24 protein-coding genes are annotated in these 23,035 nt (G+C 70.1%); 17 read left to right on the top strand and 7 right to left on the bottom strand.

The features are described from left to right. Both ACX80F_RS10385 and ACX80F_RS10380 read right to left on the bottom strand, forming a co-directional pair. The coding region (locus tag ACX80F_RS10385; RefSeq protein ID WP_459336311.1) for a transposase at nt 1–600 on the bottom strand (600 nt) is incomplete at its 3' end. A 105-nt stretch (nt 601–705) separates the two neighbouring features. Next, the gene (locus tag ACX80F_RS10380; protein WP_459336310.1) at nt 706–1,098 is read right to left on the bottom strand and encodes a DUF6325 family protein; all 393 of its coding nucleotides are present in this window, start codon (nt 1,096–1,098) and stop codon (nt 706–708) included. Nucleotides 1,099–1,367: 269 nt separating this feature from the next. Here ACX80F_RS10380 and ACX80F_RS10375 point away from each other — a divergent pair, with 269 nt between their 5' ends. From ACX80F_RS10375 to ACX80F_RS10365, 3 genes are all read left to right on the top strand, one after another. Beyond that, a complete protein-coding gene (locus tag ACX80F_RS10375) occupies nt 1,368–3,989 on the top strand; it encodes a LuxR C-terminal-related transcriptional regulator (RefSeq protein WP_459336309.1) in 2,622 nt (873 codons plus the stop codon). Nucleotides 3,990–4,094: 105 nt separating this feature from the next. Continuing rightward, nucleotides 4,095–4,514 carry an SHOCT domain-containing protein gene (locus ACX80F_RS10370; RefSeq protein WP_459336308.1) on the top strand — a complete coding sequence of 140 codons (420 nt, stop codon included), beginning with the start codon at nt 4,095–4,097 and terminating at the stop codon, nt 4,512–4,514. 22 nt (nt 4,515–4,536) lie between these two features. Continuing rightward, the gene (locus ACX80F_RS10365; RefSeq protein ID WP_459336307.1) at nt 4,537–5,661 is read left to right on the top strand and encodes an AI-2E family transporter; all 1,125 of its coding nucleotides are present in this window, start codon (nt 4,537–4,539) and stop codon (nt 5,659–5,661) included. Nucleotides 5,662–5,693: 32 nt separating this feature from the next. Here the strand turns inward: ACX80F_RS10365 and ACX80F_RS10360 are convergent, their stop codons facing one another. Beyond that, entirely contained in the window at nt 5,694–6,710 is a 1,017-nt protein-coding gene (locus ACX80F_RS10360) for a sigma-70 family RNA polymerase sigma factor (protein ID WP_459336306.1), read from the bottom strand. A 135-nt stretch (nt 6,711–6,845) separates the two neighbouring features. On the opposite strand from ACX80F_RS10360, the gene ACX80F_RS10355 reads away from it, so the two are divergent. From ACX80F_RS10355 to ACX80F_RS10330, 6 genes are all read left to right on the top strand, one after another. Beyond that, entirely contained in the window at nt 6,846–7,397 is a 552-nt protein-coding gene (locus ACX80F_RS10355) for a dihydrofolate reductase family protein (RefSeq protein WP_459336305.1), read from the top strand. Between the two features lie 12 nt (nt 7,398–7,409). Beyond that, a complete protein-coding gene (locus ACX80F_RS10350; protein WP_459336304.1) occupies nt 7,410–7,712 on the top strand; it encodes a DUF4287 domain-containing protein in 303 nt (100 codons plus the stop codon). A gap of 30 nt (nt 7,713–7,742) precedes the next feature. Continuing rightward, the gene (locus tag ACX80F_RS10345) at nt 7,743–8,621 is read left to right on the top strand and encodes a DUF4031 domain-containing protein (protein WP_459336303.1); all 879 of its coding nucleotides are present in this window, start codon (nt 7,743–7,745) and stop codon (nt 8,619–8,621) included. A 282-nt stretch (nt 8,622–8,903) separates the two neighbouring features. Then, complete coding sequence (locus ACX80F_RS10340; protein ID WP_459336302.1) at nt 8,904–9,311, top strand: hypothetical protein; 408 nt, start codon at nt 8,904–8,906, stop codon at nt 9,309–9,311. A gap of 245 nt (nt 9,312–9,556) precedes the next feature. Then, nucleotides 9,557–10,249: an ANTAR domain-containing protein gene (locus ACX80F_RS10335; protein WP_459336301.1), complete on the top strand. Its 693-nt coding sequence runs from the start codon at nt 9,557–9,559 to the stop codon at nt 10,247–10,249. Between the two features lie 22 nt (nt 10,250–10,271). Beyond that, nucleotides 10,272–11,045, top strand: coding sequence for a GAF domain-containing protein (locus ACX80F_RS10330; RefSeq protein WP_459336300.1), 774 nt, complete (start codon nt 10,272–10,274; stop codon nt 11,043–11,045). Nucleotides 11,046–11,142: 97 nt separating this feature from the next. Here the strand turns inward: ACX80F_RS10330 and ACX80F_RS10325 are convergent, their stop codons facing one another. Continuing rightward, on the bottom strand, nt 11,143–11,499 hold the full coding sequence (locus tag ACX80F_RS10325; protein WP_459336299.1) for a hypothetical protein: 357 nt from the start codon (nt 11,497–11,499) through the stop codon (nt 11,143–11,145). Between the two features lie 80 nt (nt 11,500–11,579). On the opposite strand from ACX80F_RS10325, the gene ACX80F_RS10320 reads away from it, so the two are divergent. Continuing rightward, complete coding sequence (locus tag ACX80F_RS10320) at nt 11,580–12,938, top strand: MATE family efflux transporter (RefSeq protein WP_459336298.1); 1,359 nt, start codon at nt 11,580–11,582, stop codon at nt 12,936–12,938. A 24-nt stretch (nt 12,939–12,962) separates the two neighbouring features. Here the strand turns inward: ACX80F_RS10320 and ACX80F_RS10315 are convergent, their stop codons facing one another. Beyond that, entirely contained in the window at nt 12,963–14,117 is a 1,155-nt protein-coding gene (locus ACX80F_RS10315) for an MFS transporter (protein WP_459336297.1), read from the bottom strand. A 332-nt stretch (nt 14,118–14,449) separates the two neighbouring features. On the opposite strand from ACX80F_RS10315, the gene ACX80F_RS10310 reads away from it, so the two are divergent. Together ACX80F_RS10310 and ACX80F_RS10305 are read left to right on the top strand one after the other, a co-directional pair. After that, on the top strand, nt 14,450–15,319 hold the full coding sequence (locus tag ACX80F_RS10310) for a GAF domain-containing protein (RefSeq protein ID WP_459336296.1): 870 nt from the start codon (nt 14,450–14,452) through the stop codon (nt 15,317–15,319). A 127-nt stretch (nt 15,320–15,446) separates the two neighbouring features. Further along, entirely contained in the window at nt 15,447–16,745 is a 1,299-nt protein-coding gene (locus tag ACX80F_RS10305; protein ID WP_459336295.1) for a hemolysin family protein, read from the top strand. Nucleotides 16,746–16,788: 43 nt separating this feature from the next. Here ACX80F_RS10305 and ACX80F_RS10300 read toward each other — a convergent pair whose 3' ends face one another. Then, on the bottom strand, nt 16,789–17,451 hold the full coding sequence (locus ACX80F_RS10300) for a PAS and ANTAR domain-containing protein (protein WP_459336294.1): 663 nt from the start codon (nt 17,449–17,451) through the stop codon (nt 16,789–16,791). A gap of 440 nt (nt 17,452–17,891) precedes the next feature. Between ACX80F_RS10300 and ACX80F_RS10295 the strand changes: the two genes are divergently transcribed. From ACX80F_RS10295 to ACX80F_RS10285, 3 genes are read left to right on the top strand one after another with little or no spacing between them, the layout of a single operon-like run. Continuing rightward, nucleotides 17,892–18,503, top strand: coding sequence for a hypothetical protein (locus ACX80F_RS10295; RefSeq protein ID WP_459336293.1), 612 nt, complete (start codon nt 17,892–17,894; stop codon nt 18,501–18,503). 46 nt (nt 18,504–18,549) lie between these two features. Beyond that, the gene (locus ACX80F_RS10290; protein WP_459336292.1) at nt 18,550–18,927 is read left to right on the top strand and encodes a hypothetical protein; all 378 of its coding nucleotides are present in this window, start codon (nt 18,550–18,552) and stop codon (nt 18,925–18,927) included. Between the two features lie 47 nt (nt 18,928–18,974). Beyond that, nucleotides 18,975–20,525, top strand: coding sequence for an AAA family ATPase (locus ACX80F_RS10285; RefSeq protein ID WP_459336291.1), 1,551 nt, complete (start codon nt 18,975–18,977; stop codon nt 20,523–20,525). A gap of 32 nt (nt 20,526–20,557) precedes the next feature. On the opposite strand, the gene ACX80F_RS10280 is transcribed toward ACX80F_RS10285, so the two are convergent. Then, a complete protein-coding gene (locus ACX80F_RS10280; protein ID WP_459336290.1) occupies nt 20,558–21,103 on the bottom strand; it encodes a CGNR zinc finger domain-containing protein in 546 nt (181 codons plus the stop codon). Between the two features lie 88 nt (nt 21,104–21,191). Here ACX80F_RS10280 and ACX80F_RS10275 point away from each other — a divergent pair, with 88 nt between their 5' ends. Both ACX80F_RS10275 and ACX80F_RS10270 read left to right on the top strand, forming a co-directional pair. Continuing rightward, nucleotides 21,192–22,166, top strand: a complete 975-nt coding sequence (locus ACX80F_RS10275) for an EamA family transporter (RefSeq protein ID WP_459336289.1) — start codon at nt 21,192–21,194, stop codon at nt 22,164–22,166. Between the two features lie 94 nt (nt 22,167–22,260). Further along, nucleotides 22,261–23,031 carry a hypothetical protein gene (locus ACX80F_RS10270; protein ID WP_459336288.1) on the top strand — a complete coding sequence of 257 codons (771 nt, stop codon included), beginning with the start codon at nt 22,261–22,263 and terminating at the stop codon, nt 23,029–23,031. The last annotated feature ends 4 nt before the right edge of the window (nt 23,032–23,035 follow it).

Raw genomic sequence — 23,035 nt, 5'->3', positions numbered from 1 at the left:
GAGGACTTCCCTACGCCCGTCGGCGTTCACCCCGGTTGCGACGAGGACGACGGCGTTGATGACCCGCCCGCCTTCACGGACTTTCATGGTGAGCGCGTCCGCGGCGACGAATGTGAACGGGCCGGCTTCGCCCAGGGGTCGGTGGCGGAACTCGTTGACGTGCTCATCGAGCTCCGCTGCCATGCGGGAGACTTGCGACTTCGACAAGCTATTGATCCCGAGGGTTCTCACGAGCTTGTCCATCCGGCGCGTCGAAACGCCGGCGAGGTAGCAGTCCGCGACCACCGTGATCAGTGCGGACTCCGCCCGCTTCCTACGCTCGAGGAGCCAGTCCGGGAAGTAGGTGCCGGTCCGGAGTTTCGGGACGGCGACATCAACGGTTCCGACGCGGGTGTCGAGGTCGCGGTGCCGGTAGCCGTTGCGCTGGGCCAGACGGTCGGGGCTGGGTTTGCCCCACTCGGCGCCCACGACGGCGTCGGCGTCAGCGGAGAGCAGGGCGTTGATCATGGTTTGCAGCAAGCTACGCATCAGATCCGGGGAAGCTTCGGCGAGGGCTTCAGTCAATAGGCGGGCAGGGTCGAGAATGTGGGGTGCGGTCATCGTGTTGATTCCGTTCGAGAGGGTTGTAGGAGATTCCTCGAAGGATCACGCGGTGGCCGCCTTCATGTCCATCACGATGATGAACCCGGCAACCGCGCTACACCACTATGCGGGGCACAACTGCACGCGCTCGTGAAGACGGGTGACGCCGCCCTGGTCCTGGATGCGCTCGGACAGTCGACGCGCCCAACGGTGCTCGAGCACGAGCAGCAGGCCGACCTCCCCGTTGTCGACGGACCCGGCGGCGAGGGCGACGTCCCGGTCGCTGAGCAGGGTCATCGGCGACGGGTGAGCCAGGAGGTCCTGCAGCGTGGCCGGCAGGCCCTCGTCGACATCCGCGAAGGTCACGGTGCCGTCGCTCGCGCGGGCAATCAGCACGATGTCGATCAGGGCCACGGCGCCGCTGTCCAGGGCTTCGTGGAGGGCGTCCACCACCCAGGGAGTGCCGTCGAGGGTCGGCGCGGAGAAGACCAGGACGTCGACGGGGCCAACCCTCATGACTCCCCTTCCCACCCGGCCGATTCGTGGTCGTCGCGGCAGCGGGTCCGTCACTCGCCACCGCCGCAGACAAGGCAATGGTCCGTCGGAGGGTGGGGCGGATCGTCACCCGCGTGGGGTGACCATCCGGCAGACCGGGGACTTTGGACTCAGGCCGGACTCCCTTCCGGGGTGAAACCTTGGAGGTGGGCGCCCTCAGGTCGACGATGCCTCACCCGCCTGCATGGGTGAGGTCGCGGTAGGGGTACGACGCCGGACAGGTGGCAGGAATGAACCGCATCATCAGGGCGAAGACGAGCATTCCCGAAGCCGGTGCACACGAGCTCGATCGCCCCCGGCTGAATGCGCGCCTGGACTCCTTCATGGAGGCCGGGTGTGGGGCCGTCACCGTCGGTGCTGCTGCGGGCTCAGGGAAGACGACACTCGCAGCGCAATGGGCACGGCGGCGGAAGGCCTCCGGGGACCACGTCGCCTGGGTCTCCCTCGACCCCTCCGACGACGCCCCGGAGCGTTTCTGGGGCCTCGTGACCGAAGCGCTCCAACCCTCCGGCGGACCGGCACGGGGTTCCTGGACCTCACCCCCACCGGCAGCACCCGCCGCGCGGATCGGGTGGCTCGATGCCGTACTGGATCGTGCAGGCGGGGACACCGTGAATTCCGTGCTGGTCCTCGACAACTGTGAGTACCTGCGTGACCCCGCGCTGCTCCTGGAGGTGGACTACGCGGTCCGGCACGCGCAGCAGGGATTCACGGTGGTCCTCTGTGGACGGCAGCTGCCGGAGCTGCCCTCGTTCTACCGGCTGGACCTCGACGGCGCCCTGGGTCGGGTAGGGCAGGAGGAGCTGATGCTGCGGCGGCGGGAGATCGCACGGCTGTTCGCCCCCGCGTGCCCCGACGTGGGCCTGCTTCTCGAGGCGACCGAGGGCTGGCCCGCAGCCGTGGTCCTCGCCCACGCGATGGGAGGGCGCGATGCCCAGGCTGCCGCCGTCACGGGCGACCCGGGTTACCTCGATCGGCTGTGCGGGCAGCTCTTCCCGTCCTTCCCGGAGGAGGCCCGCACGACCCTCTCCGTCATGGCGTTGATCGAACCCTTCACCGTGGACGACCTGTGCACCGCGCTCGCGAGTACGGACGCCCCGCGGATGTTCGACGCCGCCGTCGGGGCATCCGGACTCGTCGTCCCCGCGAACACCCCCGGATCCTTCCGGCTGCATCGCCTGCTGTCGCGATGGCTGCTGGGCGGTGGATCGGGCGCGGCCGCGATCGACCGTCCCCTGGTGCACGCCCGGATGGCGCGCCGTCGCCTCCGTCAGTCGCGGCACGCGAAGGCGCTCGCCCACGCGGGACGGGCGGGTGACGCCGGAGTGCTGCGTGACGTCGCCGCCGTCTCGGGCCTGCACCTGTTGTGGAGCAACGACCTCACCGCCCTGGAGTCGGTCCTGCACGATCTGACCTCCGTCGGATCGGCGGAGCTCGGGTTGCTCGACAGTCTGCTGTCCCTCGCCAAGGGCGACCCGAATGGCGCCCGCCTCAAGCTCGAACACGTCGACCTGATGGATCGGCAGGGCGCCCTCACCGCGCCGTTCAGTGCGCTGCGGACCGGGCTCGAGGCACACCTCATGCTCGCCCGGGGGCGCCCGGAGGACGCCGTCGAGCATCTCCGGGGGGTGGGCGTGGCGGCTCTACCACCCGACGTCGGGCTCTTCGTGTCGAATGCCCTCGCGGTCGCGCTGATCGCAGCCGCACGTCTGGACGAAGCCGCCGACGCCGCGCAGGCCTGCGTCGCGACCGCCGACGAACGTGACAACCCGGGGGCCCGGATGGACGCCCACATCACGCGTGCGGCGCTCGCCGCGGCGAAGGAGGATTTCACCCCCGCGGCCCGCGATGCCCGGGCCGCCGTCCGGGAGGGGGAACTGCAGGGGCTGCGCTACAGCCCGCGACTCCGGCCGGCCCACCTCGTCATCGCCTGGAGCGCATACCACCGGCTCGACGACACCACCGCACGCTTCCACAACGCCTTCGTGGTCAGGGCGGCGTCGACCCCGCCGATAGTGGCGCACTCCGCCGCGAAGCTCAGGCTCATGCTGTCCTTCGCCTCGTCGGCGAGACCGGTCGACGTGGCCGGGGCGCTGCTCGACCGGATCCGCTTCGACCTCGCGCACGGCGCGCTGCCGCAGGACCTGGCCCTGTGCTCGCTGCAGGTCGCCGAGATGATGCTGTCCCTGCGCCGGGTGGACGACCTCTCGATGCTCAAGGTGGATCTGCGCAGATTCCACGGCATCAGCGGGGAGCTGCAGATCATCTCCGTCTGGGAGCACCTGCTGGCCGGACAGCTGAACCGGTCGCGGCAGCTGTTGATCCCGGTGACCTCCGAGTACGTGAAGTGCCAGAGCAAGGTCGGGATGATGGCGGCCCTCGCGATGCTCGCCCGGCTGGAGCTGCTCGAGAACCGCCCGTTCAAGGCCAGGGAGGCGCTGGACCGCGCCCTCACGCTGGCCGCGGAGCGGGGGTCGGTGCGGGGGATCCGTCTGGCCGGTGAGACCGTGCGGAGTGCGCTCGAACGGGACCGGCATCACTACCCCCGCTTCGCCCGGGAGGTGGACCTGATCGTCAACCAGCGGCGTCGGCCGGTCCTGGAGATCGCCGGCCCGCCCCTCACCCCGCGGGAGGTCGAACTGGTCGCGCTCCTGCCGACCTTCGCGACCGTCGACGAGTTGGCGCTGGATCTGCAGATCTCCACGAACACGGTCAAGACGCACCTGCGCGGCATCTATCGCAAGCTGGGGGTCGGGACACGGCGGGAAGCCATCGCGGCGGCCGACAAACTCGGACTCCTGGCGCCCATGCCCGCGCCGCTGCGCGTCCTACGGAGTGCGTCGGCGCGGTGAACCGGGGACCTCACCCATGGGGGGTGAGGTCCGCCGAGGCCGAGCCACCCCGGGCGAGGCCCTGCGTACCATGCAGGGACATCGGGGCCGAGGACGGGACGTACCGTGGACATCAACCTCTGGGACATCATGTGGGTCGTGTTCGCGACAGCCCTGTTCGCCGCCTATCTGGCCTTCCTCGTCATCGTGCTCATCGACATCTTCAGGAACGAGTCGCTCTCCGGCTGGTCGCGCATCGCCTGGGTGGTCCTGCTGGTGCTCCTTCCGTTTCTGGGCTCGCTCGCCTACCTGTTCGCCCATGGCCAGACGATGGCACTGCGCAATGCCCGGGGGTATCGGCCCGACTTCGCCACCACCGCAGCCCCCGCGCCACGCGATCCGACGACGCAGGTCGCCTCGGCGCATGAACTGATGCGCCAGGGTGCCATCACGCAGGAAGAATACGAGCGCCTGAAGCGACACTCCCTCCAGCAGGCAGCCGGGACCCCCTCGACCGATGCAGCGCCGGGCACACGGGACGGCTGACCGCCCTCCGGCCGGAGAGGCCGTGGGACCCGCCGGCGCCTCGCGTGCCGGCCCGGTCGGTACGGCCGCGGTGAAGGCGGAATCGCCTGCTCCGGCCCCGGTGCGGGCGCGGCCCCCGACGCTCTTCGGGATGGGGCTCCGGGTGACCGGCGGGGTCCTCACGGCGATCCTCCTGGCCGTCGTGCTGGTCTCCCTGCGTTCGGTCGTCCTGGCCGTCTGTGCCGCCCTGTTCCTCGCACTCGGCCTGAATCCACTGGTACGCAGACTCCGCCGTGCCGGGATGCGCCGGGACCGCGCGGTGGCCGTGGTCGGTGTGGCCGTCGCCGTCCTCGCTGCGGGCCTGGTGGCACTCGTCGTCCCGTTCGTCGTCACACAGGTGGCAGCCTTCGTCCAGGCGCTGCCGGCAAGGATCCGCGCCATGACCGAGGACGAGTGGTTCCAGCGGGTCGACGACAGGACAGGCGGAGCCCTGACGGATGCGCTGGGGTCCGCAGCCGCGGCGCTCGTCAGCCCCGACGTCCTCACCGACATCGCCAACGGCGTGGTGGGGGCCGGGGTGGGAGCAGCGAACGTCATCGCGTCGATGGTCTTCATCGCCATCCTCACCCTCTACTTCCTGGCGGGACTGCCGCGCATCAAGCACGGTTTCTATGCCCTCCTGCCGGCCTCCCGGCTCAGGACCGCGGTCTTCCTCACCGAAAGGATCGCCGATTCGGTCGGCAAGTACCTGGGCGGAATGGTGGTCCTGGCGCTCCTGAACGCCACGTACAGCCTGATCCTTCTCTCCCTCGCCGGGGTGCCGTTCGCCGCGCTCATCTCCATCGCGGCCTTCTTCATCACCCTGATCCCCCTCATCGGGACCATTGTCACGACCATCGCCATGACGCTTGCGGCGCTGCTGTACTCGCTGCCCGCCGCCATCATCGTGCTGATCGCGATGCTCATCTACATGCAGCTTGAGGCATATGTCCTGACTCCGCGGGTCATGGGCAGGGCCGTCCAGGTGCCCGGCGCCTGGGTGCTGATCGCAGCCACCGCAGGGGGCGCCCTGCTGGGTCTGCCGGGAGCCCTCGTCGCCATCCCGACCGCTGCGGCGTGCATCCTGCTCATCCACCACCTCGTCGTCCCGCTCCGCCGGATCCAGTAAGCCGTGATCGTGCTGCGTGGCCCGGCGGTCTCCTACTCCCCGGCGGCCGGGCGCTCGTCGATGACGGCGGGCAGACCGAAGGCCTCGAACAGGTCCGGGTAGAGAAAATTGTGGTGCCCGATGATGCGCCCTCCGTCGGTCTCGATGACCTGGATGGCCCACGGCTTCCACAGGCCGGGCTCCACGACGTGGTAATTGCCGAACCCGCCGGCACCGTTGATGTCCAGGGGGATCAGGCGTCCACCCCTGCAGACGCTGCCCTCCCCCACGAACCAGGCGCGGACATCCGCGGGCCCGGAGAGCCAGAGGCCGAACGGCGGCATGGAGAGCACCACGTCGTCCCGCAGCAGCGCGACGAGCCCGTCCATGTCGTAGGCCTCGAAGGCCCTCAGGTACCGGGTGAGCAGGAGCTTGTGGGCGGGGTCCTCGAGGGGCATCCGGGGCGCGGGAGCCTGCTCGGACATCGTCCTGCGCGCACGCTGGAGCGCGCTGTTGACGGACGCAGGGGTGACCTCGAGCAGCTCCGCGACCTCGGCTGCCGACCAGCGCAGCACCTCGCACAGGATCAGGGCGCTGCGCTGGAGCGGCGGTAGATGCTGCAGGGCTGCCACGAAGGCGAGACGCACGGTGTCGCGGACCTCGGCGACGTCGGCAGGGTCACCCGAGGTGTCGATCACCCGTTCATCGGGGATCGGCTGCACGAAGACGCTCTCGGTGAGGGGAGCCCCCAGCACTGCGTCGGCGGTGCGCGTGGACGGGCCGAGGTCCATGGGCCGGGCGCGGCGCTGGGGACTGCGGAGCATATCGACGCAGACGTTGTGGGCGATCCGGTAGAGCCAGGTGCGCAGCGCGGACCGCCCCGCGAACGAATCCCTGCGCGACCAGGCCTTGAGCATCGTCTCCTGCACCGCGTCCTCGGCCTCGGAAGCCGCCCCGAGCATCCGGTAGCAGTACCCCGTCAGTTCGCGGCGCGACGCTTCCAGGAGCTGCTCGAACGGCACTGTTCCGGGAGCCGCGTCCTGCACCGGAGGCGAGATGGGTTGCTGCATGCCCCGAGCCTAGCCACGGCCACCCGCGAGCGGGAGGGACCAGTACGGAATTCCTCCCGCAGTCGATGAATCCGGACCGTCCATGCCGTCTACCCTGTGGGCAGGTCCTTCAGCATCCCCGATCAGGAGTACTTCATGCGCAGACTCACAGCAGGCCTTTTCTCCTCCGTCGACGGCGTCGTCGAATCCCCCCACCTGTGGCAATTCGACAGCTTCGACCCGGAACTCGGTGCAGGCCTGGGCGCGATGATCGAGAGGGTGGACACCGTTCTGCTGGGCCGGCAGGGCTATCAGGAGTGGGCCGAGTATTGGCCACAGGCCGGCGACACCGATCCGTTCGGGAGCTTCATCAACCCGGTGCAGAAATTCGTGGCATCGCGCACCCTCAGTGGCGAGCTGGACTGGACGAACGCCTCCCTCATGCCGACGCCTCTCGAGCAGTTCGCCGCCGGGCTGAAGGAGACCGAGGGCGGGGACATCGCCGTCTGCGCCAGCATCTCCCTGGTCCGGCAGCTCCTCTTCGCGGGGCTGCTCGACTCGCTGATGCTCATGATCCATCCGGTGGTCGCAGGCGCAGGCCGCCGTTTGTTCGAACCGTCCGACCCCGTCACCCGGCTGGCCCTGCAGGAGACGACCGTGACCAGCAAGGGCAATGTCCTGGCCTCCTACGGCCTGCGCACCGACTAGAAAGGGACCCTCATGTCCTTTCAGGCATATCTCGACGCCATCGAGGCGAAGACGGGGCTCACGCCGCGCCAGCTCGTCGACCGGGCGAAGGAGCGCGGGCTGGACGCGCCCGGAACGAAGGCGGCGGCGATCGTCGCGTGGCTCAAGGATGACTACGACCTCGGCCGCGGCCATGCCATGGCATTGGTCCACGTCCTGAAGAACGGGACGACGATCAGCGACAAGCATGTGGCGACCGGCGGATCGCACAGCGACGCGTCGGCCGAATTGTGGCTGGACGGCACAGCGACGAAGCCGGGGGCCGTGGCGCCCTGACCGGGCCGGGACGGTCCTAGACTGCTGGTCATGGCCGTCCTGATCGATCCTCCCATCTGGCCCGCGCACGGAACCGTGTTCTCCCATCTGATCTCGACGTCGTCACTGGCGGAACTCCATGCGTTCGCGGCGGCCGCGGGTATCCCGCGGCGCGCCTTCGACGAGGACCACTACGACGTCCCCGCCAGGCGGTACCGCGACCTCGTGACGCAGGGTGCACAGGAGGTCGCCGGGGCGGATCTGGTGCGCGCGCTGATCGCCAGTGGCCTCAGGGTCCCGGCCCGACGGCGTGCTCCCAGGCTCCGCGCCGCGCTGATGACGCGCTGGGAGGCGCTCCTGCCGCAGGCTCCCGGCCTCGGCAGGGAACTGCTCGACCGCTGGGCCGAGGCGCATCGCGAGTACCACACGCCCACCCACCTGCTGGCGGTCCTCGAGGCCCTGGACCTGTTGCTGGAACCGTCCGACGACTCCCTGCGCGGCGTCGTGCTCCTGGCAGGGTGGTTCCACGACACCGTGTACGAGGGACGGGCCGGCGAGGACGAGCGCGCGTCCGCGGCACTCGCTGTGCAGCGCCTCGGCGGCATCATGCCAGATAACGCCGTGCGGGACGTCGAGCGTCTGGTCCTCCTGACCGCGACGCACGACCCGGCGCCGGAGGATCGCGCGGGCCACCTCCTGTGCGACGCCGATCTCGCGGTGCTCGCAGGTTCCCCGGCGGAGTACGCCCGCTACTCCGCGGCGATCCGCGCCGAGTACCGGGATGTACCCCGGGACGCATTCACCGACGGGCGGCGGGCCGTCCTGCAGCGCCTCCTGACGCTCGAGCCGCTGTACCGGACCCCGCGGGCGCAGGCTGAATGGACGGGGCGGGCGCGCGAGAATCTGGCGCACGAGCTCGCGTCGCTGTGATCCCGCTCCTTGGGCCCTGTCAGGACAACAGCGGTACCCCGACCGTGATCGACGCCGCGGCGCCGCAGCTCGAGGGCTTCCGATCCGGGAGATCATGCGCCTTCGGGGCCTCGAGCTCGAGGCTCGTAGCAGGGTTCCGATCCGGGGCGCAACCCCGTGCAGCAGATGGAAACAGCTTCTCCGGCCGGCCGCCCGATGCCACCATCAATTGATCGACGATGATCGGCATCGCATGTCGGCACCGTCCCAGCCCCCGTCCGGGCCACCCGAAGGAATCTGCCAATGCAAGGTCTGCACACCCATACCGCGATGAGGCACGCGGATCTCCCTCTGCCTCTGGTCTTCGACCACCTCCAGAACCTGGGTGGCGCCGTCGGCCACCTCGAGGTCGACGCCTACCTCCACGGGCTGATGACGTTGCCGACCCGCGATCGCAACGCGGTGACGCAGGCTGTGAACGAGTTGCTCGACGATCTGGAAGCGGCAGGCCACCGCGCCTGCTGCCGCGCGCCCTACGGCGCCGTCGACGACGACACGACGGCGCGCGGCGCCCTCGCCTACCCGTCGTGCAGGGTGTCCGTGCGCGGCCGGTGGCGACAGCCGATCACCACGCCCGGCCGTCCCGCCGCGCCGGCCGGACGCCGGCCCCAGGGGTCATCGTCGCTGCCGCCCCTCCGCCGGGACCGCTGACGGCGCCGGCCCCCCGTTAGCGGTGTTCGGGGGTCTCCGTCCTGCAGGCACTCCCACGCGCGGACGGCGTCGGCTGCGACGATGCCCGAACCGGTTTTCTTTGGGTACTATTCTTCTGGTCGTTTAGCAGCAGGCGGCTCCTCACCTTCCTCATGCCCGGCATCACGCGTGCCCGGCAGGGGGTTGATGCAAAGGTTTGCCTGTTGGTTGGTTATCAGAAAGACAACGTCCCCGGAGTACCGGGCATGCTGCAGGACATGGTCCTGGACAGCGATGACGTCGAGGAGTTCCTGACGAAACTCGTCACGGTCGCCGGCCACAGCCTGTCGGCTGACGACGAGGTCCTGTGCGGCGTCACCCTGCTGCGGGCACGGACGAAGACCACTGTCGCGAGCAACGGCGCGGAGGCCCAGAAGCTGGACGAGGTCCAGTACGAGTACGACGACGGCCCGTGCCTTCGCGCCGCTCGCGGGGGCGCCGTGCAGTACGTCTGTGACTTCGAGGCCGATGACCGCTTCCCGGAGTACAGCCGGGCGATCGCCGGTCACGGGATCAGGTCCGCGCTGGGCGTGCCCATTCCGCTCGAGGGCGACGCGAAGGCGGCCCTCAACTTCTACTCACCCCGGGTCGATGCCTTCAGCGAGGAATCCGTCGCAGCCGCGCGCGCCTTCGCCGAGGAGGTCTCGACGTCGCTCCGCCTCGCGGTGCGCATCGCCGAGCTGACCCAGTCCACCGCCGACATGCGCGCCGCGATGCAGAGCCGCACCACGATCGACCTCGCCGTCGGCGTGATCATGGGTCAGAACCGGTGTTCCCAGGATGCCGCGATGTCCATCCTGAAGGCGGCCTCCAGCGCCCGGAACATCAAGCTCCGCGACGTCGCCGCCTCGGTCCTGCAGTCCTTGGGTCAGGGGCCGGCGAAGATGCACTTCCAGTAGGCGGACGGCAGGGAGGAGGAGCATGAACGAGCGCGAACCCATCGGCGACGCGATGCGTCGGTCCGGCCTGTCCACCGGCGAGACCTGGATCCGGTACTTCGCGCTGGGCGGATCGTTGTCGGAACTCGAGGTGGAGGCTTACCTCCAGGGGACCGCCGACCTCGCTCCGCTCGAACGGGAGATCCTCGCCGAGGCGGTGCGGGAGGGCCCGCACATCCACCCGCCCCGGGTTGATCCCGAAGCCGACGCCGCCACTGCGCCGTTCATCCGGGCCCTGGGCGCAGCCGGCTCCGTCTTCCTCGATGCGGAGGCAGCAGAGCGGGGGCGCCTCGAAGCACTGGAGCGGCTGCACCTCCTCGATACGCCCGACGAGGAGCGATTCGACGCGATCGTCCGCCGGGCGGCGGAACGATTCGGGTGCGAGATCGCGACACTGGCCCTGATCGCCCGGCACCGGCAGTTCATCAAGTCGGCGGTGGGCGAGTCGCGCCAGAACCTCGATCGGACGCAGGTGTTCTGCAACGCGACCATCCGGTCGACCGGCGCACTCGTCATCACCGACACCCTCGAGGACGAGCGGTTCCGGAGCCACCCTTTCGTCGCCGGCGCACCGCACATCCGCTTCTACGCCGGGTACCCGCTGCGGGGGCCGGGGGGTTGGCTGGTCGGGACGATCTGCGTCATGTCGCTCTCACCCCGCACGTTCACCCCGGCGGATCACCGGGACCTCGAGGCCCTCGCGCAGGAGATGCAGCACGAGGTCTATCCGGGGTGGAAAGCCTGGCAACTCCTCTGAGCCGGGCGCAGCGGGCGGTCAGGGCTCCGGCGGACGATCCGCGAGCGTCACGTGACCGTTCGCGTCCGGGCTCCCTGCCGCAGAGCCGAGCCTCGGCTCAGGAGCGCCCGTCGGTGCCCTGATCGCGTCGGCGGAGCGGGTTCTCACGCCAGTCCCCGCGGTCGGAGGGATCCGGGCCGTATCCGGGGCGCAGCAGCGGCTCGTCGGGGTCGTCCTCAGCATGCGCCCTCCGGGGTGCGCCCGTCCGGTGGTTGAGCCAGTACCCCCACCCGATGCAGGCCGCGGCGGCGAGGATGATCAGGAACCCGATGGCCAGGAGGAGCGGCGCCTCCGCCGGCGCCGGCGTGCCCGTCGAGTCGGCCCGGGCGAAGTCAGAGACCGCCTGCGGGACGAAGAGGGTGCTGACGAACAGCAGGCCGAGGCCTGCCAGGTACTGCTTGACGCCGAGTTTCATGACTTCCCTGGGTGTCCTCGCGGTCGGATCGGGGGTCACCCCAGCTTATGCCCTGACGCGCGCACCCCTACGCTGGACTGGTGGATCGAACCCTGCCCAGCAACCGCCGGCTCAGCGGCAGTATCCTCCGGCTCGCCGTCCCGGCACTGGGCGCCCTGATCGCGGAGCCGCTCTTCCTGCTCGCCGACTCGGCGATCGTGGGACACCTCGGTGTCGAGGAGCTCGCCGGGGTGGGGCTCGCCGCCACGGTGCTGCAGACCGCCGTCGGCCTCATGGTATTCCTCGCCTACTCCACCACGCCCGCCGTCGCGCGCCTGCTCGGCGCCGGACGCCTGCCGGAGGCGCTCGCGGCCGGGCGCGACGGCGTGGGCCTCGCCGTCGTGCTCGGGATCCTCCTGTCCGCCCTCGGCTGGGCCACCGCTCCACAGCTGGCGTCGCTGATGGGCGCCGAGGGGGCGGTGCACGCCTTCGCCGTCGACTACCTTCGCTGGTCGATGCCGGGGCTGACCGCCATGCTGGTGGTGCTCGCTGCGACCGGTGTGCTGCGCGGGTTGCAGGACACGCGCACGCCGCTGATCGTCGCGGTCGCGGGGTTCGGCGTCAACATCGTGCTCAATTACCTGCTCGTGTACGGCGCCGGCATGTCCGTTGCCGGCTCCGCGCTGGGGACGAGCATCGCCCAGTGCGGCATGGCAGCGGTCTACCTCGTGATGCTCGTCCGTGCATCGAGGGGGCAGCGGGTGCCCCTGAGGCCGTCCCTGCGCGGCATCCGGCGCACGGCCCGTGTGGGGTCGTGGCTCATGTTGCGGACGCTGTCGCTACGGGTGGCGATCCTCGCGACCGTGTTCGTCGCGACCGCGCAGGGGCCGCTCAGCCTCGCCTCGCACCAGCTCGTCATGACCGTCTTCACGTTCCTCGCCTTCGCCCTCGACGCCCTGGCCATCGCCGCCCAGGCCCTGATCGGCAAGGAACTCGGGTCGGGAGATCGGCCGCTCGCGGCGGCGCTCACGCGGCGCATGATCACGTGGGGCGTGGCGTTCGGTGTTGTCACAGGGTGCGCGCTCGCCGCCGTGGCGCCCTTCGTGGGGTGGATCTTCACACCGGACCCGGCGGTCCAGGCCGCGTTCGCTGCCGGCCTGTGGGTGCTCGCCGCCTTCCAACCGGTCTGCGGACTCGTCTTCGTGCTCGACGGCGTCCTCATCGGGGCGGGCGACGCGCGGTACCTTGCGATCGCCGGTGTCGTCAACCTGGCGGTGTACCTGCCGATGCTCGGCCTCGTCGGGACAGCGGCCCTGACGGGCGGGGCCGGCATCGTCTGGCTGTGGACCGCTTTCGGCGGATACATGCTGGTACGCGCGGCCACCCTGGGGTGGCGGATCCGTGATGACCGCTGGATGGTGACCGGGGCGACGCGCAGGGCGGTGGCGCGGAAGGTCTAGCCGCCCCGCCCGCGAGGTGGGCCGTCAGGTGGTCCTTCCCCGCAGCGACTGGTGCAGCATCAAGGCCGCTCCGCTGAGCAGCGACACCGCGGCGGTGAGGACGAGGAGCGGCCCCAGACCCAGGCCGGGGATCACCGCACCGGCCAGCGCGGGCGCCGCCACCGAGCTGAAGGCACCGACCACCAGGCAGCCCGTGAAGGCCGCGCCGGCCCGGTCGGGCACGAGTTCCGCCGTCCAGACCGCGAGTACCGCCGACCCCATCATGTACCCCACGCCGAAGATGCACGCCGAGACCGCCATCGCGGCCAGGGAGTCGCTGGCCAGGCCGAGGAGCGCGAGGGCCGCGCCGACGGTCACGAGGCACAGGGCGGCGATCCGTGAAGTGCCCACGCGATGCGCAGCGGAGCCGGTCACGATGCCCACCGTGCCGCTGAGACCGATGGCCGCGTAGAACGCCGGGACGGCGGCCGCGGGGAGGGTGCCGCTGTCCAGAATGTCCGCAGCGTACGTGAAGTAGATGACGACGACCGCGAAGTAGACGATGGAGTAGGCACCCGGGACCCGAAGGGCCTTCGCCAGGGAGGAAGTGCCGGTCCGCCTCTCCTGGTCGCGGTCCGGTCCGTCGCGCGGTACCAACCGGAGATTGACGACCGCGGCCGCCACGGCGGCCACTGCGATCCCGGCCCAGACCAGTCGCCACGAGCCGAGTGCGGCGAGGACGGCCAGACCGCCCAGCAGGACGAGTCCGCCGCTGGTGCCGGTCGTGATGACCGCCAGCGTCCTCGGCTGCTGCCGCAGGGGCACCGAGCGGGTCACGATGTCGGAGTAGGGCGCCCATACCCAGCCGCCCGCGCTGCCGGCCAGGATCACACCGAGGGCGAGCAGCCACGGAGACTGGGCGATCGTCACGATCGTCGCTCCGAGGACGCCGCACACTCCGCCCACGGTTGTCGGCGCGCGCGCACCACGGCGGGCCGCGAGCGGCCCGGCGAGCAGTAGCCCGGCCAGATAACCCGCGAACGTCGCGCTGGCGACCAGCCCGAGCACCAGCTCCGAGAGCCCCAGGTCCTCGCGTATTCCGGGCAGTGTCAGGCCGTAGCCGTAGCGGGCCATGCCGAAGGCGACCCCGACCACCGCCGCTCCGGCCACACCGACCCGGCCGCCGACGGAAAGCGTCATGGCTACCCCTCATCCTTGCTCGCGTGCTGTCGTTCCGGAGATCCCAGTCGTCGGTGAGGAGGTGTTCCATGCTTGACTGCAACGCCGTTCCCCGACGGCGAAGCGGCAACTCACTCTACAGCGACCCGGTGACGCCACGGGTGCGGAAGTCGCCGGTGATCGGACTGGACGCAGTAGCGAGAAGCTGCCCTACGTCCCCGGGCGGGGGATGTCCACTTCGGCCCGCAGGGTGGGGGGAACGCCCGCGAGATCGTTGCGCAGGCTAACGTCATGGGTGGACGGGCTTTCGTCGCGCGCGACGGCATTACACGGAGATTTCAGGAAGCGGCATCATGATCAGCGAGGACGTACAGCAGTGGATGGCTGTCCAGACTCTTCGGACCACCCATTTCGATGCTGTGTCGGTGTGGGTCACCTATGCGAGTCTCGGTGGCACGGGCGACCTCCAGGACGTCACCACCTACCTCGAGAGCGGGGGGAAGCTGCCTGCCCCGGATCGTGACCTGGTGGCTCATGCGCTGAACGAGATGATCGACGACGGCGGACTTGCGGTGGACGGTGCCCACTACAGCTCGGACGAGGTCGCTGACGGGTCCGGTTTCGGGGACAACCTCCGTGCCCTGGACCTGGATCCCGCTGCGCACAGGTTCGACCGGCCCGCCGCGACGGCGCCATACGGGATCGCCGGTGACGGTGCCGAGATCGACGACATCTCCGAGCAGGACGACGACGACGAGTACCGGCGATGCCACGCCCTGTACGAGACCGGGCTCCTGGACACAGGAGCGGAAGAACGTTTCGACCGGTACACGAAGCGGGCCCGCGAGCATTTCAACGTGAGCTCCTCGTCGATCGCCCTGATCACCGAGGACCGCCAGGTCATCAAGTCCGTCGCCGGCCCGATCGGGCAGGATCTCCCGCGGGACGTCGCGCTCTGTGCGCGCACCATCGAAGCCTCCGATGCTTTCGTCATCACGGATGCCAGGACCGACCCCGAATTCCGCGACCACCCGCTCGTCGTCGACGGTCCCCACATCCGTTTCTACGCCGGCTACCCGATCACGACCGCAGAGGGATGGCGGATCGGCACACTGTGCCTCATCGACGACCGCCCGCGTTCCTTCAGTGACGACGACGCGCTGGACCTGCAGCGCATGGCGCTGGATCTCCAGATCGAGATCTGGGTCGGCCCCACCCGCTGAGGCCCGGCGAGTCGACCGTCCTGCGTGTTCTTTCCTAGAGTGGACGCATGACTCGCTCTTCTGAGACCTCGTCCGACTGCGACAGACCTGGTGCCCGGCGGAGGCCGGGCACTCCCGGGAACCTCCGATGAACGGGGAGTTGCTGCTCAACATCGCCCTGGTCGTCGTATTCGTTCTCATCGGTGGCGTCTTCGCGGCGACCGAGATGGCGCTGGTGACGCTGCGCGACAGCCAGGTCAACGCGATAGCCCAGCGGGGCAAGCGGGGCGAGAAGGTCGCCGCACTCGCCCGTAATCCGAACAGGTTCCTGTCCGCGGTGCAGATCGGCGTGACGGTCGCCGGCTTCGCCTCGGCCGCCTACGGCGCTGCGTCGATCGCACCGTCCGTCGCGCCGCTGCTGGTGCCGCTCGGACTGAGCGCGGCGGCCGCACTCACGGTTGCCACGATCCTGCTCACCCTGGTGGTCGCCTACCTGTCGCTCGTGCTCGGCGAGTTGGCACCGAAGCGGCTCGCGATCCAACGCAATGCGCAGTTCGCGTACGCGGTAGCGCCGGTGCTGAACGGTTTCGCGCACCTCATGCGGCCGGTGATCTGGTTGCTGTCCGTGTCGACGAACGTGGTGGTGCGCCTCCTGGGCGGGGACCCGAACCAGACGAGTGAGGGCCTGTCCGAGGAGGAGCTCCGCGACATCGTGACCACCCACGAAGGGCTGCCGGAGGACGAGCGCCGCATCCTCGACGACGTGCTCTCGCTGCGGGGCCGGCAGATCAGTGAGGTGATGCGTCCCCGGCCGGAGGTCGTCGCCGTCAACAGCGGTGATTCCGTCGGTGCGGCCATCGCGCACATCGAGGAGTTGCCGTTCTCCCGGTACCCGGTCGTGGATCAGTCCATGGACGACATCACCGGGTTCGTGCACGTCCGCGATCTGTACGACGCCGCGTCTGACGACCCGGGCGCGCCCCTCGCCCAGGTCATCCGGCCGATCCTGTACCTGCCCGCGACGGCGCGGGTCCTGCCGACGCTCACGAAGCTCCGCGCACGCAACACCCATATCGCGGTGGTAATCGACGAGTACGGCGGCACGGACGGGATCGTCACCCTGGAGGACCTCGTCGAGGAGGTCGTCGGGGAGATCTTCGACGAGTACGACACCGACGCCGCTCCCCTGAAGCTGACGGAGGGCGGGGGCGTCGTCGACGGGCGGCTCAATCTGCAGGATTTCGCGGAGGCCACCGGCATCGACCTCCCGCGCGGGACGTGGGACACGGTCGCCGGGTTCGTCCTGGACCGCCTCGGCCGGCTGGCGTTGGAGGGGGACATGGTCGAGGTCGACGGCGTCACGCTCCAGGTCACGAGCATCGACCGGCGGCGCATCGCGGAACTCCTCGTCATACCGGCGGAGAGTGGATCGTCCGACGACGCCTGAGCCGCACCAGGTGACCGCCGAGAGGCGGCCCTGGACGAGCGGGTCACAGGGCCCGGAAGAGGTCCTGCAGAGCGCTTTCGGTGTCCTGGTGCTGGTTCTGGCGGGTGAGTGCCACGGCCCGGTCGATGATCTCCTGGGCGATGACGACGACCTTGCGGTTCGTGTGCTGACTGCGGGTGGTGAGGTGGGCGAACGCCTCCGTCGCGGTGATGCCTGCGCGGCCCATGAGGATGCCCTTGGCCTGCTCGATGACGGCTCGGCGGAGGGCGGACGCGGCGACGGCTTCATTGGCGAGCTGGTGCCGGTCGACGTGGATGGACCGGGTGAGGTCCACGACCAGCGCCCACACCCCGATGGTTTCGGTGTCCTCGACGATGAGGTCGGCCGAGATCAGGATCTTGCGGGTGGTGCCGTGGAGGTCGCGGAGCGAGGCGTAGACCGATGATGGTCCGCCGTTCGTGGTGACCTTCGCCCAGAACGCCCGGACGGCGTCCCGGTCCGCGGGGTCCAGGTGGGACATGCCGAGTTCCAGGGTGGGAACGACGTCGCCACGCTCGTAGCCGTGGATCCGGTACACCTCGTCCGACCAGTTGTAGGTATCGTCGGCGAAGTAGTGCTCCACGGTGCCGGTCGGGCACTCGATGAAGCAGTCGACACTACTCACGGCCCCGGACAGGGGGACGGAAGGTTCAAGGGTGGAGGTCATGCGAGGGCCATTCGACGCGCTCTGGTCCGGGCTAGCGTCTTAACCCCGACGTCAAGGAGCAGAGTAGCAAGAGGGGCCAAATCGCCGCCGCTCCGGCCGGCATCTGCTGCGTCCACGATCCCTAGGACGAAGTGTCGAATTCCCTCCGGAGGCCGGCTGCTTGACGACCGGAGGGTTCCCACGTTCGTGCACGAGGCTCGTCGGTGTAGTCCGGCTGAGGCCCGCGGACGGATCCGGGGACATCGTTAGGGGTGATCCAAGTATGCGCCTCCCCGCAGCGGGGAGGCCTCGAACCCGCCTCAAGATCCGCTGTGTTTATCCCTGTGGATACTGGTAGGCATCTCCGCCCGCCGGGCCGGCAGAGCGTCGATGGCGTGCCGGACTAAACTGGGGACACGTCGGAGACTGCCCGGCCCCGCACTCCTCCAGAAAGGCCCTCGATGGCTGCCGCATCGCCTGCGCAGGGCGCCGGGCCGGACCCCGCCGAGTTCACAATATGGACGCCGTTCCTGATGCGCGCCGTCGTCAGCGGCGTGTTCGGGCTCGTGACGATCTTCTGGCTCGAGCCCTCCACCCTCGTGATGTGCATCGTCGGCGGGGTGTACTTCCTGTTGCTCGGCGTCACTTATCTCTGGACGCACCGGATGGCGCACTGGGGCCCGGTGTCGAGGGCGCCCGCGATGATCGGCGCCGCGGCGCTGTTCGGGGCGGGTGTGGTCAGTCTCGTCCTCCGGACGAATGAGGGATTCGCGTTCGCCGGCGCAGCCGCGCTCGTCGTCGCGGGCGCCGCCGAGCTCGTCCGTGGGCTTGTCGCGCGCGGCCACGTCGCGGCGCGGGACCTCGTCGTCGTCGGCGCCGTCGGGCTCGGCACGGGCGCCATCCTGCCGTTCGTCGAACCGCTCGGCGCCCATGCGCTGCTCGGGGTCACGGGCGGCGGGGCGCTGCTCACCGCCGTCGTGCTGGGCATCGCGGCCCTGAGCTACCGGCACGATTCAGCCCTCAGCGCACCCCGGGGGCACGGCGCCCGGGGCGACCAGGACGCCGTAAACTAGAGGCTCTACGCCTCGTAGAAGATTCGCATCACCGAGAGGAGTGCCCGTGGTCAAGCGCCAGCCGGGGAAACCCACCCAGGGACGGTTCCGCTACGGCATCAAGGCGCCCCTCGTCTTCTCGGCGGCCCTCGCCTTGGTGGCCGGGGTCGCGACGTCGATCTTCGCCACGGGTGGCGGATCCCAGGAACTACGTGCCGACCTCGGGCTGACCGCCGCGGGGATCGCCTTCATCGTCTCCCTCGTGATCTGCGCGATGCTCATGATGGCCGAGACGCCGAACGCCGAACACCTCAGCAAGGGCTCCGGCGTGAACCGGTCCTCCGCGCGGCCGGACGCGAAAGCGGCTGATGCGAAAGCGGCGGCGGCTCCGGAGCGCGACAGCGAGCCCCGGTACGGGGAACGCCGGCCGACGCAGGATTCCTGACAGTCAGGTCTCCCGTACCTGCTTGACGGCGCTGTTAGCCTGCCCCCATGGGCGACGATCTGCAGGCATTCATCAGGGACTTCGGCGCGATGGTGCGCCTCGCACAGGAAGCGCAGCCGCACCACGCCCGCGGGAGGGAGCTCGTCGAGGCCCTCGCCGCGCACTTCGATGCTGACCCGGGAAGCCTCCCTGTCGTGGTCGAGGAGGTCCCGGCGCACCGGTTCGTGGACGCCGACATCATCCTCGCGTCGCTGACCCGGCAGGGACGGTGCGTGGGGGTGGGCGGCGGCGACCAGCGGCACCACATGTCCGTCGGCGACATGATCCAGCAGTCGGAGCTGTACCCGAACTTCCCGCTGACGCAACCCGACTACGCGAATCTACCCGTCGGCCCGGACGAGCAGCGGCAGGCGATCGCGCTCGGCCTCCGCCTGTTCCATCGCGACGGCGTTCCCGTCGCCCTCCTGCAGCGCAGGGCAGAGCCCCGGTACGGCCGGCAGGTGGCGTCGCTGGAAGTCCTGTGCGCGGATGCCGGCGTCGTCGCCGGTCTGCTGACCGAGTTCCGACGGCGGATGCAGCGCGAGAGCGTGATGAAGGGGCAGGTCCTGTCGCTGACCACGGAGGACTTCGGGCCGAGCGCCGCGGGGATCACCTTCCATCGGCGCCCCACGCTGGTGGCTGCCGACGTCATCCTTCCCGACGGACTGCTGGAACGCGTCAGCGATCACGCGCTCGGCATCGCGTCGCACCGGGAGGCGCTCGTCGCGGCCGGCCAGCACCTCAAGCGCGGCATCCTGCTCTACGGCCCTCCGGGCACCGGCAAGACGCACACGGTCCGTTACCTGTTGAGCGCGAGCGAGGGCACCACGGCGATCCTGCTCTCGGGGGGAACCCTCGCCCACATCGCCGAGGCGGCCCGGACGGCACGCGCCCTGCAGCCGTCGATCGTCGTCCTCGAGGACTGTGACCTCGTCGCCGAGGACCGCAGCTTCGGTCACGGGCCGCAGCCCCTGCTGTTCGAGGTGCTCGACGCCATGGACGGGCTCGACGACGACGCCGACGTCACGTTCGTCCTGACCACCAACCGCGTGGACATGCTGGAGCGGGCGCTCGCGCAGCGTCCGGGGCGCGTCGACCTGGCCATCGAGGTGCCCCTGCCGGCCGAGCACGAGCGCGCCGAACTGCTGCGGCTGTACGCGCGGGACCTGCCATTCAGTGCGGACGCCATCGGATCCGCCGCGGGCAGCACCGCCGGCACCACGGCGTCCTTCACGCGGGAGCTGGTGCGCCGGGCCGTCCTCGCCGCTGCGCTACAGGGCGTCCCGGTGGCGGACACGCACCTGCTCGCCGCCGTGGACGGGCTCATGGCCGATGACGCGTCCCTGACCCGGAGCCTGCTCGGCAGCGGCGGCCCGGAGCCGGCGCTGGACATCCCGCCGTCGCGCGCGGCGTCGTTCGGGTGGGGCCCGGGCGCGGCGTCCTACGCGGCGGTCCCCTCACCCGTGCCGGGACCGGGCTTCGCCGACGGCGGCTACTCGGAGGACGGCTTCCCGGATGACGGCGTGGAGGACATCGGCGGCGTCGGGGGCAGGGCCTGACCGCAGGGAGGTGACCGCCTGCGAGGTTCCGGTCAGGCGGTCCGTGCCTTCCGCGCGCGGTACGCCTTCACGTGCGTGCGGTTCGCGCAGTTGCCGGTGTCGCAGAAGCGCTTCGAGCGATTGCGGGTGAGATCGAGCACCACGCCGTCGCAGTCCTCGGCCGCGCACGAACGCAAGCGGTCCAGCTCGTGCCCTCGAATGACATCGGCGAGGGCCATGGCCGCCTCCGTCGCCATCCGCTCCTCGAGCGGCGCATCCGGCGCGGTGGCGTGGAAGTGCCAGTCCCATTCGTCGTGCCGGACCAGCTGGGGGAGCGCATTGGCCCGGCGGAGGATCGCATTGACGAGCCCGACGGCGTCGCCCTCCTCCGCGAACCAGATGACCTCGAGTTCGGCACGCAGCGCGCGCACCGACCGGAGCTCGGTGTCCGTATGGGTGCGGGAGCCACTGAACCGCTGCTCCTCGAGGAACCGGTCGAGCCCCTCGGGTGTCGCCAGGGGGTCGAGGTCGTCCTTCGCGGTGTTGATCAGGGCCGCCGCGGACGAGAGCGCAACCTCCGTGTCATAGGTGAAAGACATGTTGACTCCTGACATCACGTTCCTCTAGTGTCACGACCATAACCACTCGTCACCCCTGACACCAATCATCGACCCGAAGGGAGGGGCTGTGACCCTGCGCCCTACCGCCGGCCTCTGGATAGCGCTCGTCTCCGCTGCGACGTTCGGCGTCTCGGGTCCGTTCGCGAAGTCCCTGCTCGAGATCGGCTGGAGTCCCGGCGCCGCCGTCGGGCTGCGCATCGGGGGCGCCGCCGTCGTGCTGCTCGTTCCGGCGCTGATCGCCCTGCACGGCCGCTGGTCCACGCTGCGCGGAAACGCGCTGACGATCGCGATCTACGGGATTACGGCGATCGCGCTCTGCCAGCTCTTCTACTTCAGCGCCGTGCAGCGCATGTCCGTCGGGGTGTCGCTGCTGCTCGAGTACCTGGCGCCCGTGCTGCTGGTCGGATACCTCTGGCTGCGCTCGCGGACGGCCCCGCACGCACTGACGATCATCGGCTCCGGAACCGCGATCCTCGGGCTCCTGCTGGTCCTGGATCTCGCGGGCGATGCCCGGCTGGATCCCGTCGGCGTGCTGTTCGGGCTCGCCGCCGCCGTCTGCCTCATGGTGTTCTTCCTGATGTCCGCGAGAGTCGACGAGACCCTGCCGCCGATCGTCATGGCAGGCGGGGGCATGGTGGTGGCAGCGGGCACCATCCTGGTGCTGGGGCTGACGAACATCATGCCGTTCCGGTTCGTGTTCTCGGACGTCCGGCTGGCCGGGGGCACCTACAGCTGGATCGTCCCCGTGGTCGTCCTCGTCCTCGTCGCGACGGTCGCCGCCTACGTGACGGGCATCGTCGCGGCGCAACGCCTCGGCTCGAAGGTCGCGAGTTTCGTGGCCCTCACCGAGGTGATGTTCGCGGTGCTCGCGGCGTGGCTGATCCTCGGCGAGCTGCCCCGGCCCGTCCAGCTAATCGGTGGGCTGCTGATCGTCGCCGGCGTGGTGTGCGTCCGGGTGGACGAGCTGCGGTCGGCGCCCGAGGGCGAGCTCGAGGCCGCCCTCGACCAGCCCAACCCCGTGGAGCCGGTGCCGCGCCCGTAGGTGTGTCGGGAACTCCCATCCCGCCGTGGTCGGTTGAACCTTCAGTAGCGCCGTCTCTTCCGGCGCTGCCAGCCAACGGGAGGACGCGCACAACGTGGACAGCACAACCAGGCGGGGCCGGGGACACCGTGGCGGGACGCGTCGAATGCTCCTGGGCCTGCTCCTCATCGGGGTCCTCGCGGCCACGCTCGCGTTCCTGGGTCCCGGTCTGGTGGGCGGACTGCGTGCCGGGGGCGGACCGGCGCTCGGGGGAGCGGAATGCACCGTGACGATGCCCGAGGGTGAGGTGGGGCTCACCCGGGACGAGGCGCAGCGGGCGACGACGGCGGTGGCGCTCCTGGCCCGTGGGATGCCGGCTCCGGACACCGCCGGGATCGACGCGGAGGTCCTCGAGCGGCTCGCCGAGGGTCCGGCCGACGACGCCGGACCCGGTCTGGCCTGCCGCGGCTCGGGGGCCGCCGACCTCCCGGTGCAGGAGCTGACGGCCACCGGTCTCACGCCCCGCGCCCAGGATGTCCGCGACGCGCTGGCGGGGGTGTTCGGCGACCAGAGCCTGGGCGGGTTCGCCCCCGGCGGCGTCGGGCAGGGACACGGGGCGGAGTCCACGCACTACGACGGCCGGGCCATCGACGTCTTCTTCCGCCCGGTGACGGAGGAGAACCGACGCGCCGGGTGGCTGGTGGCCCACTGGCTCGTCGCCCACGCCGAGGACCTCCACATCCAGTACGTCATCTTTGACGACCGGTTCTGGAGCGACCACAGCTCCAGGGCGCAGTGGGGGAACTACGACGCCCCCGAGCCGGCCAACGAGATCCTCCGGCATCTCGACCACGTGCACGTGGACGTGCACCGCGGGGGCGACTGACGGG

This window comes from Arthrobacter sp. TMS2-4 (assembly GCF_054511075.1).
Note: the sequence above shows the minus strand (reverse complement) of the source record. Positions and strands in the feature narration are given on the sequence as shown.

Excerpts from the sequence above, each read along its gene's own strand:
- ACX80F_RS10325 (WP_459336299.1), bottom strand. The coding sequence starts at position 11,499 with ATGAAACTCGGCGTCAAGCAGTACCTGGCAGGCCTCGGCCTGCTGTTC.
- ACX80F_RS10300 (WP_459336294.1), bottom strand. The coding sequence starts at position 17,451 with ATGACCTCCACCCTTGAACCTTCCGTCCCCCTGTCCGGGGCCGTGAGT.
- ACX80F_RS10285 (WP_459336291.1), top strand. The coding sequence starts at position 18,975 with ATGGGCGACGATCTGCAGGCATTCATCAGGGACTTCGGCGCGATGGTG.
- ACX80F_RS10355 (WP_459336305.1), top strand. The coding sequence starts at position 6,846 with ATGCGCAGACTCACAGCAGGCCTTTTCTCCTCCGTCGACGGCGTCGTC.
- ACX80F_RS10335 (WP_459336301.1), top strand. The coding sequence starts at position 9,557 with ATGCTGCAGGACATGGTCCTGGACAGCGATGACGTCGAGGAGTTCCTG.
- ACX80F_RS10360 (WP_459336306.1), bottom strand. The coding sequence starts at position 6,710 with ATGCAGCAACCCATCTCGCCTCCGGTGCAGGACGCGGCTCCCGGAACA.
- ACX80F_RS10345 (WP_459336303.1), top strand. The coding sequence starts at position 7,743 with ATGGCCGTCCTGATCGATCCTCCCATCTGGCCCGCGCACGGAACCGTG.
- ACX80F_RS10310 (WP_459336296.1), top strand. The coding sequence starts at position 14,450 with ATGATCAGCGAGGACGTACAGCAGTGGATGGCTGTCCAGACTCTTCGG.
- ACX80F_RS10375 (WP_459336309.1), top strand. The coding sequence starts at position 1,368 with ATGAACCGCATCATCAGGGCGAAGACGAGCATTCCCGAAGCCGGTGCA.
- ACX80F_RS10315 (WP_459336297.1), bottom strand. The coding sequence starts at position 14,117 with ATGACGCTTTCCGTCGGCGGCCGGGTCGGTGTGGCCGGAGCGGCGGTG.
- ACX80F_RS10350 (WP_459336304.1), top strand. The coding sequence starts at position 7,410 with ATGTCCTTTCAGGCATATCTCGACGCCATCGAGGCGAAGACGGGGCTC.
- ACX80F_RS10295 (WP_459336293.1), top strand. The coding sequence starts at position 17,892 with ATGGCTGCCGCATCGCCTGCGCAGGGCGCCGGGCCGGACCCCGCCGAG.
- ACX80F_RS10330 (WP_459336300.1), top strand. The coding sequence starts at position 10,272 with ATGAACGAGCGCGAACCCATCGGCGACGCGATGCGTCGGTCCGGCCTG.
- ACX80F_RS10380 (WP_459336310.1), bottom strand. The coding sequence starts at position 1,098 with ATGAGGGTTGGCCCCGTCGACGTCCTGGTCTTCTCCGCGCCGACCCTC.
- ACX80F_RS10305 (WP_459336295.1), top strand. The coding sequence starts at position 15,447 with ATGAACGGGGAGTTGCTGCTCAACATCGCCCTGGTCGTCGTATTCGTT.
- ACX80F_RS10340 (WP_459336302.1), top strand. The coding sequence starts at position 8,904 with ATGCAAGGTCTGCACACCCATACCGCGATGAGGCACGCGGATCTCCCT.
- ACX80F_RS10280 (WP_459336290.1), bottom strand. The coding sequence starts at position 21,103 with ATGTCTTTCACCTATGACACGGAGGTTGCGCTCTCGTCCGCGGCGGCC.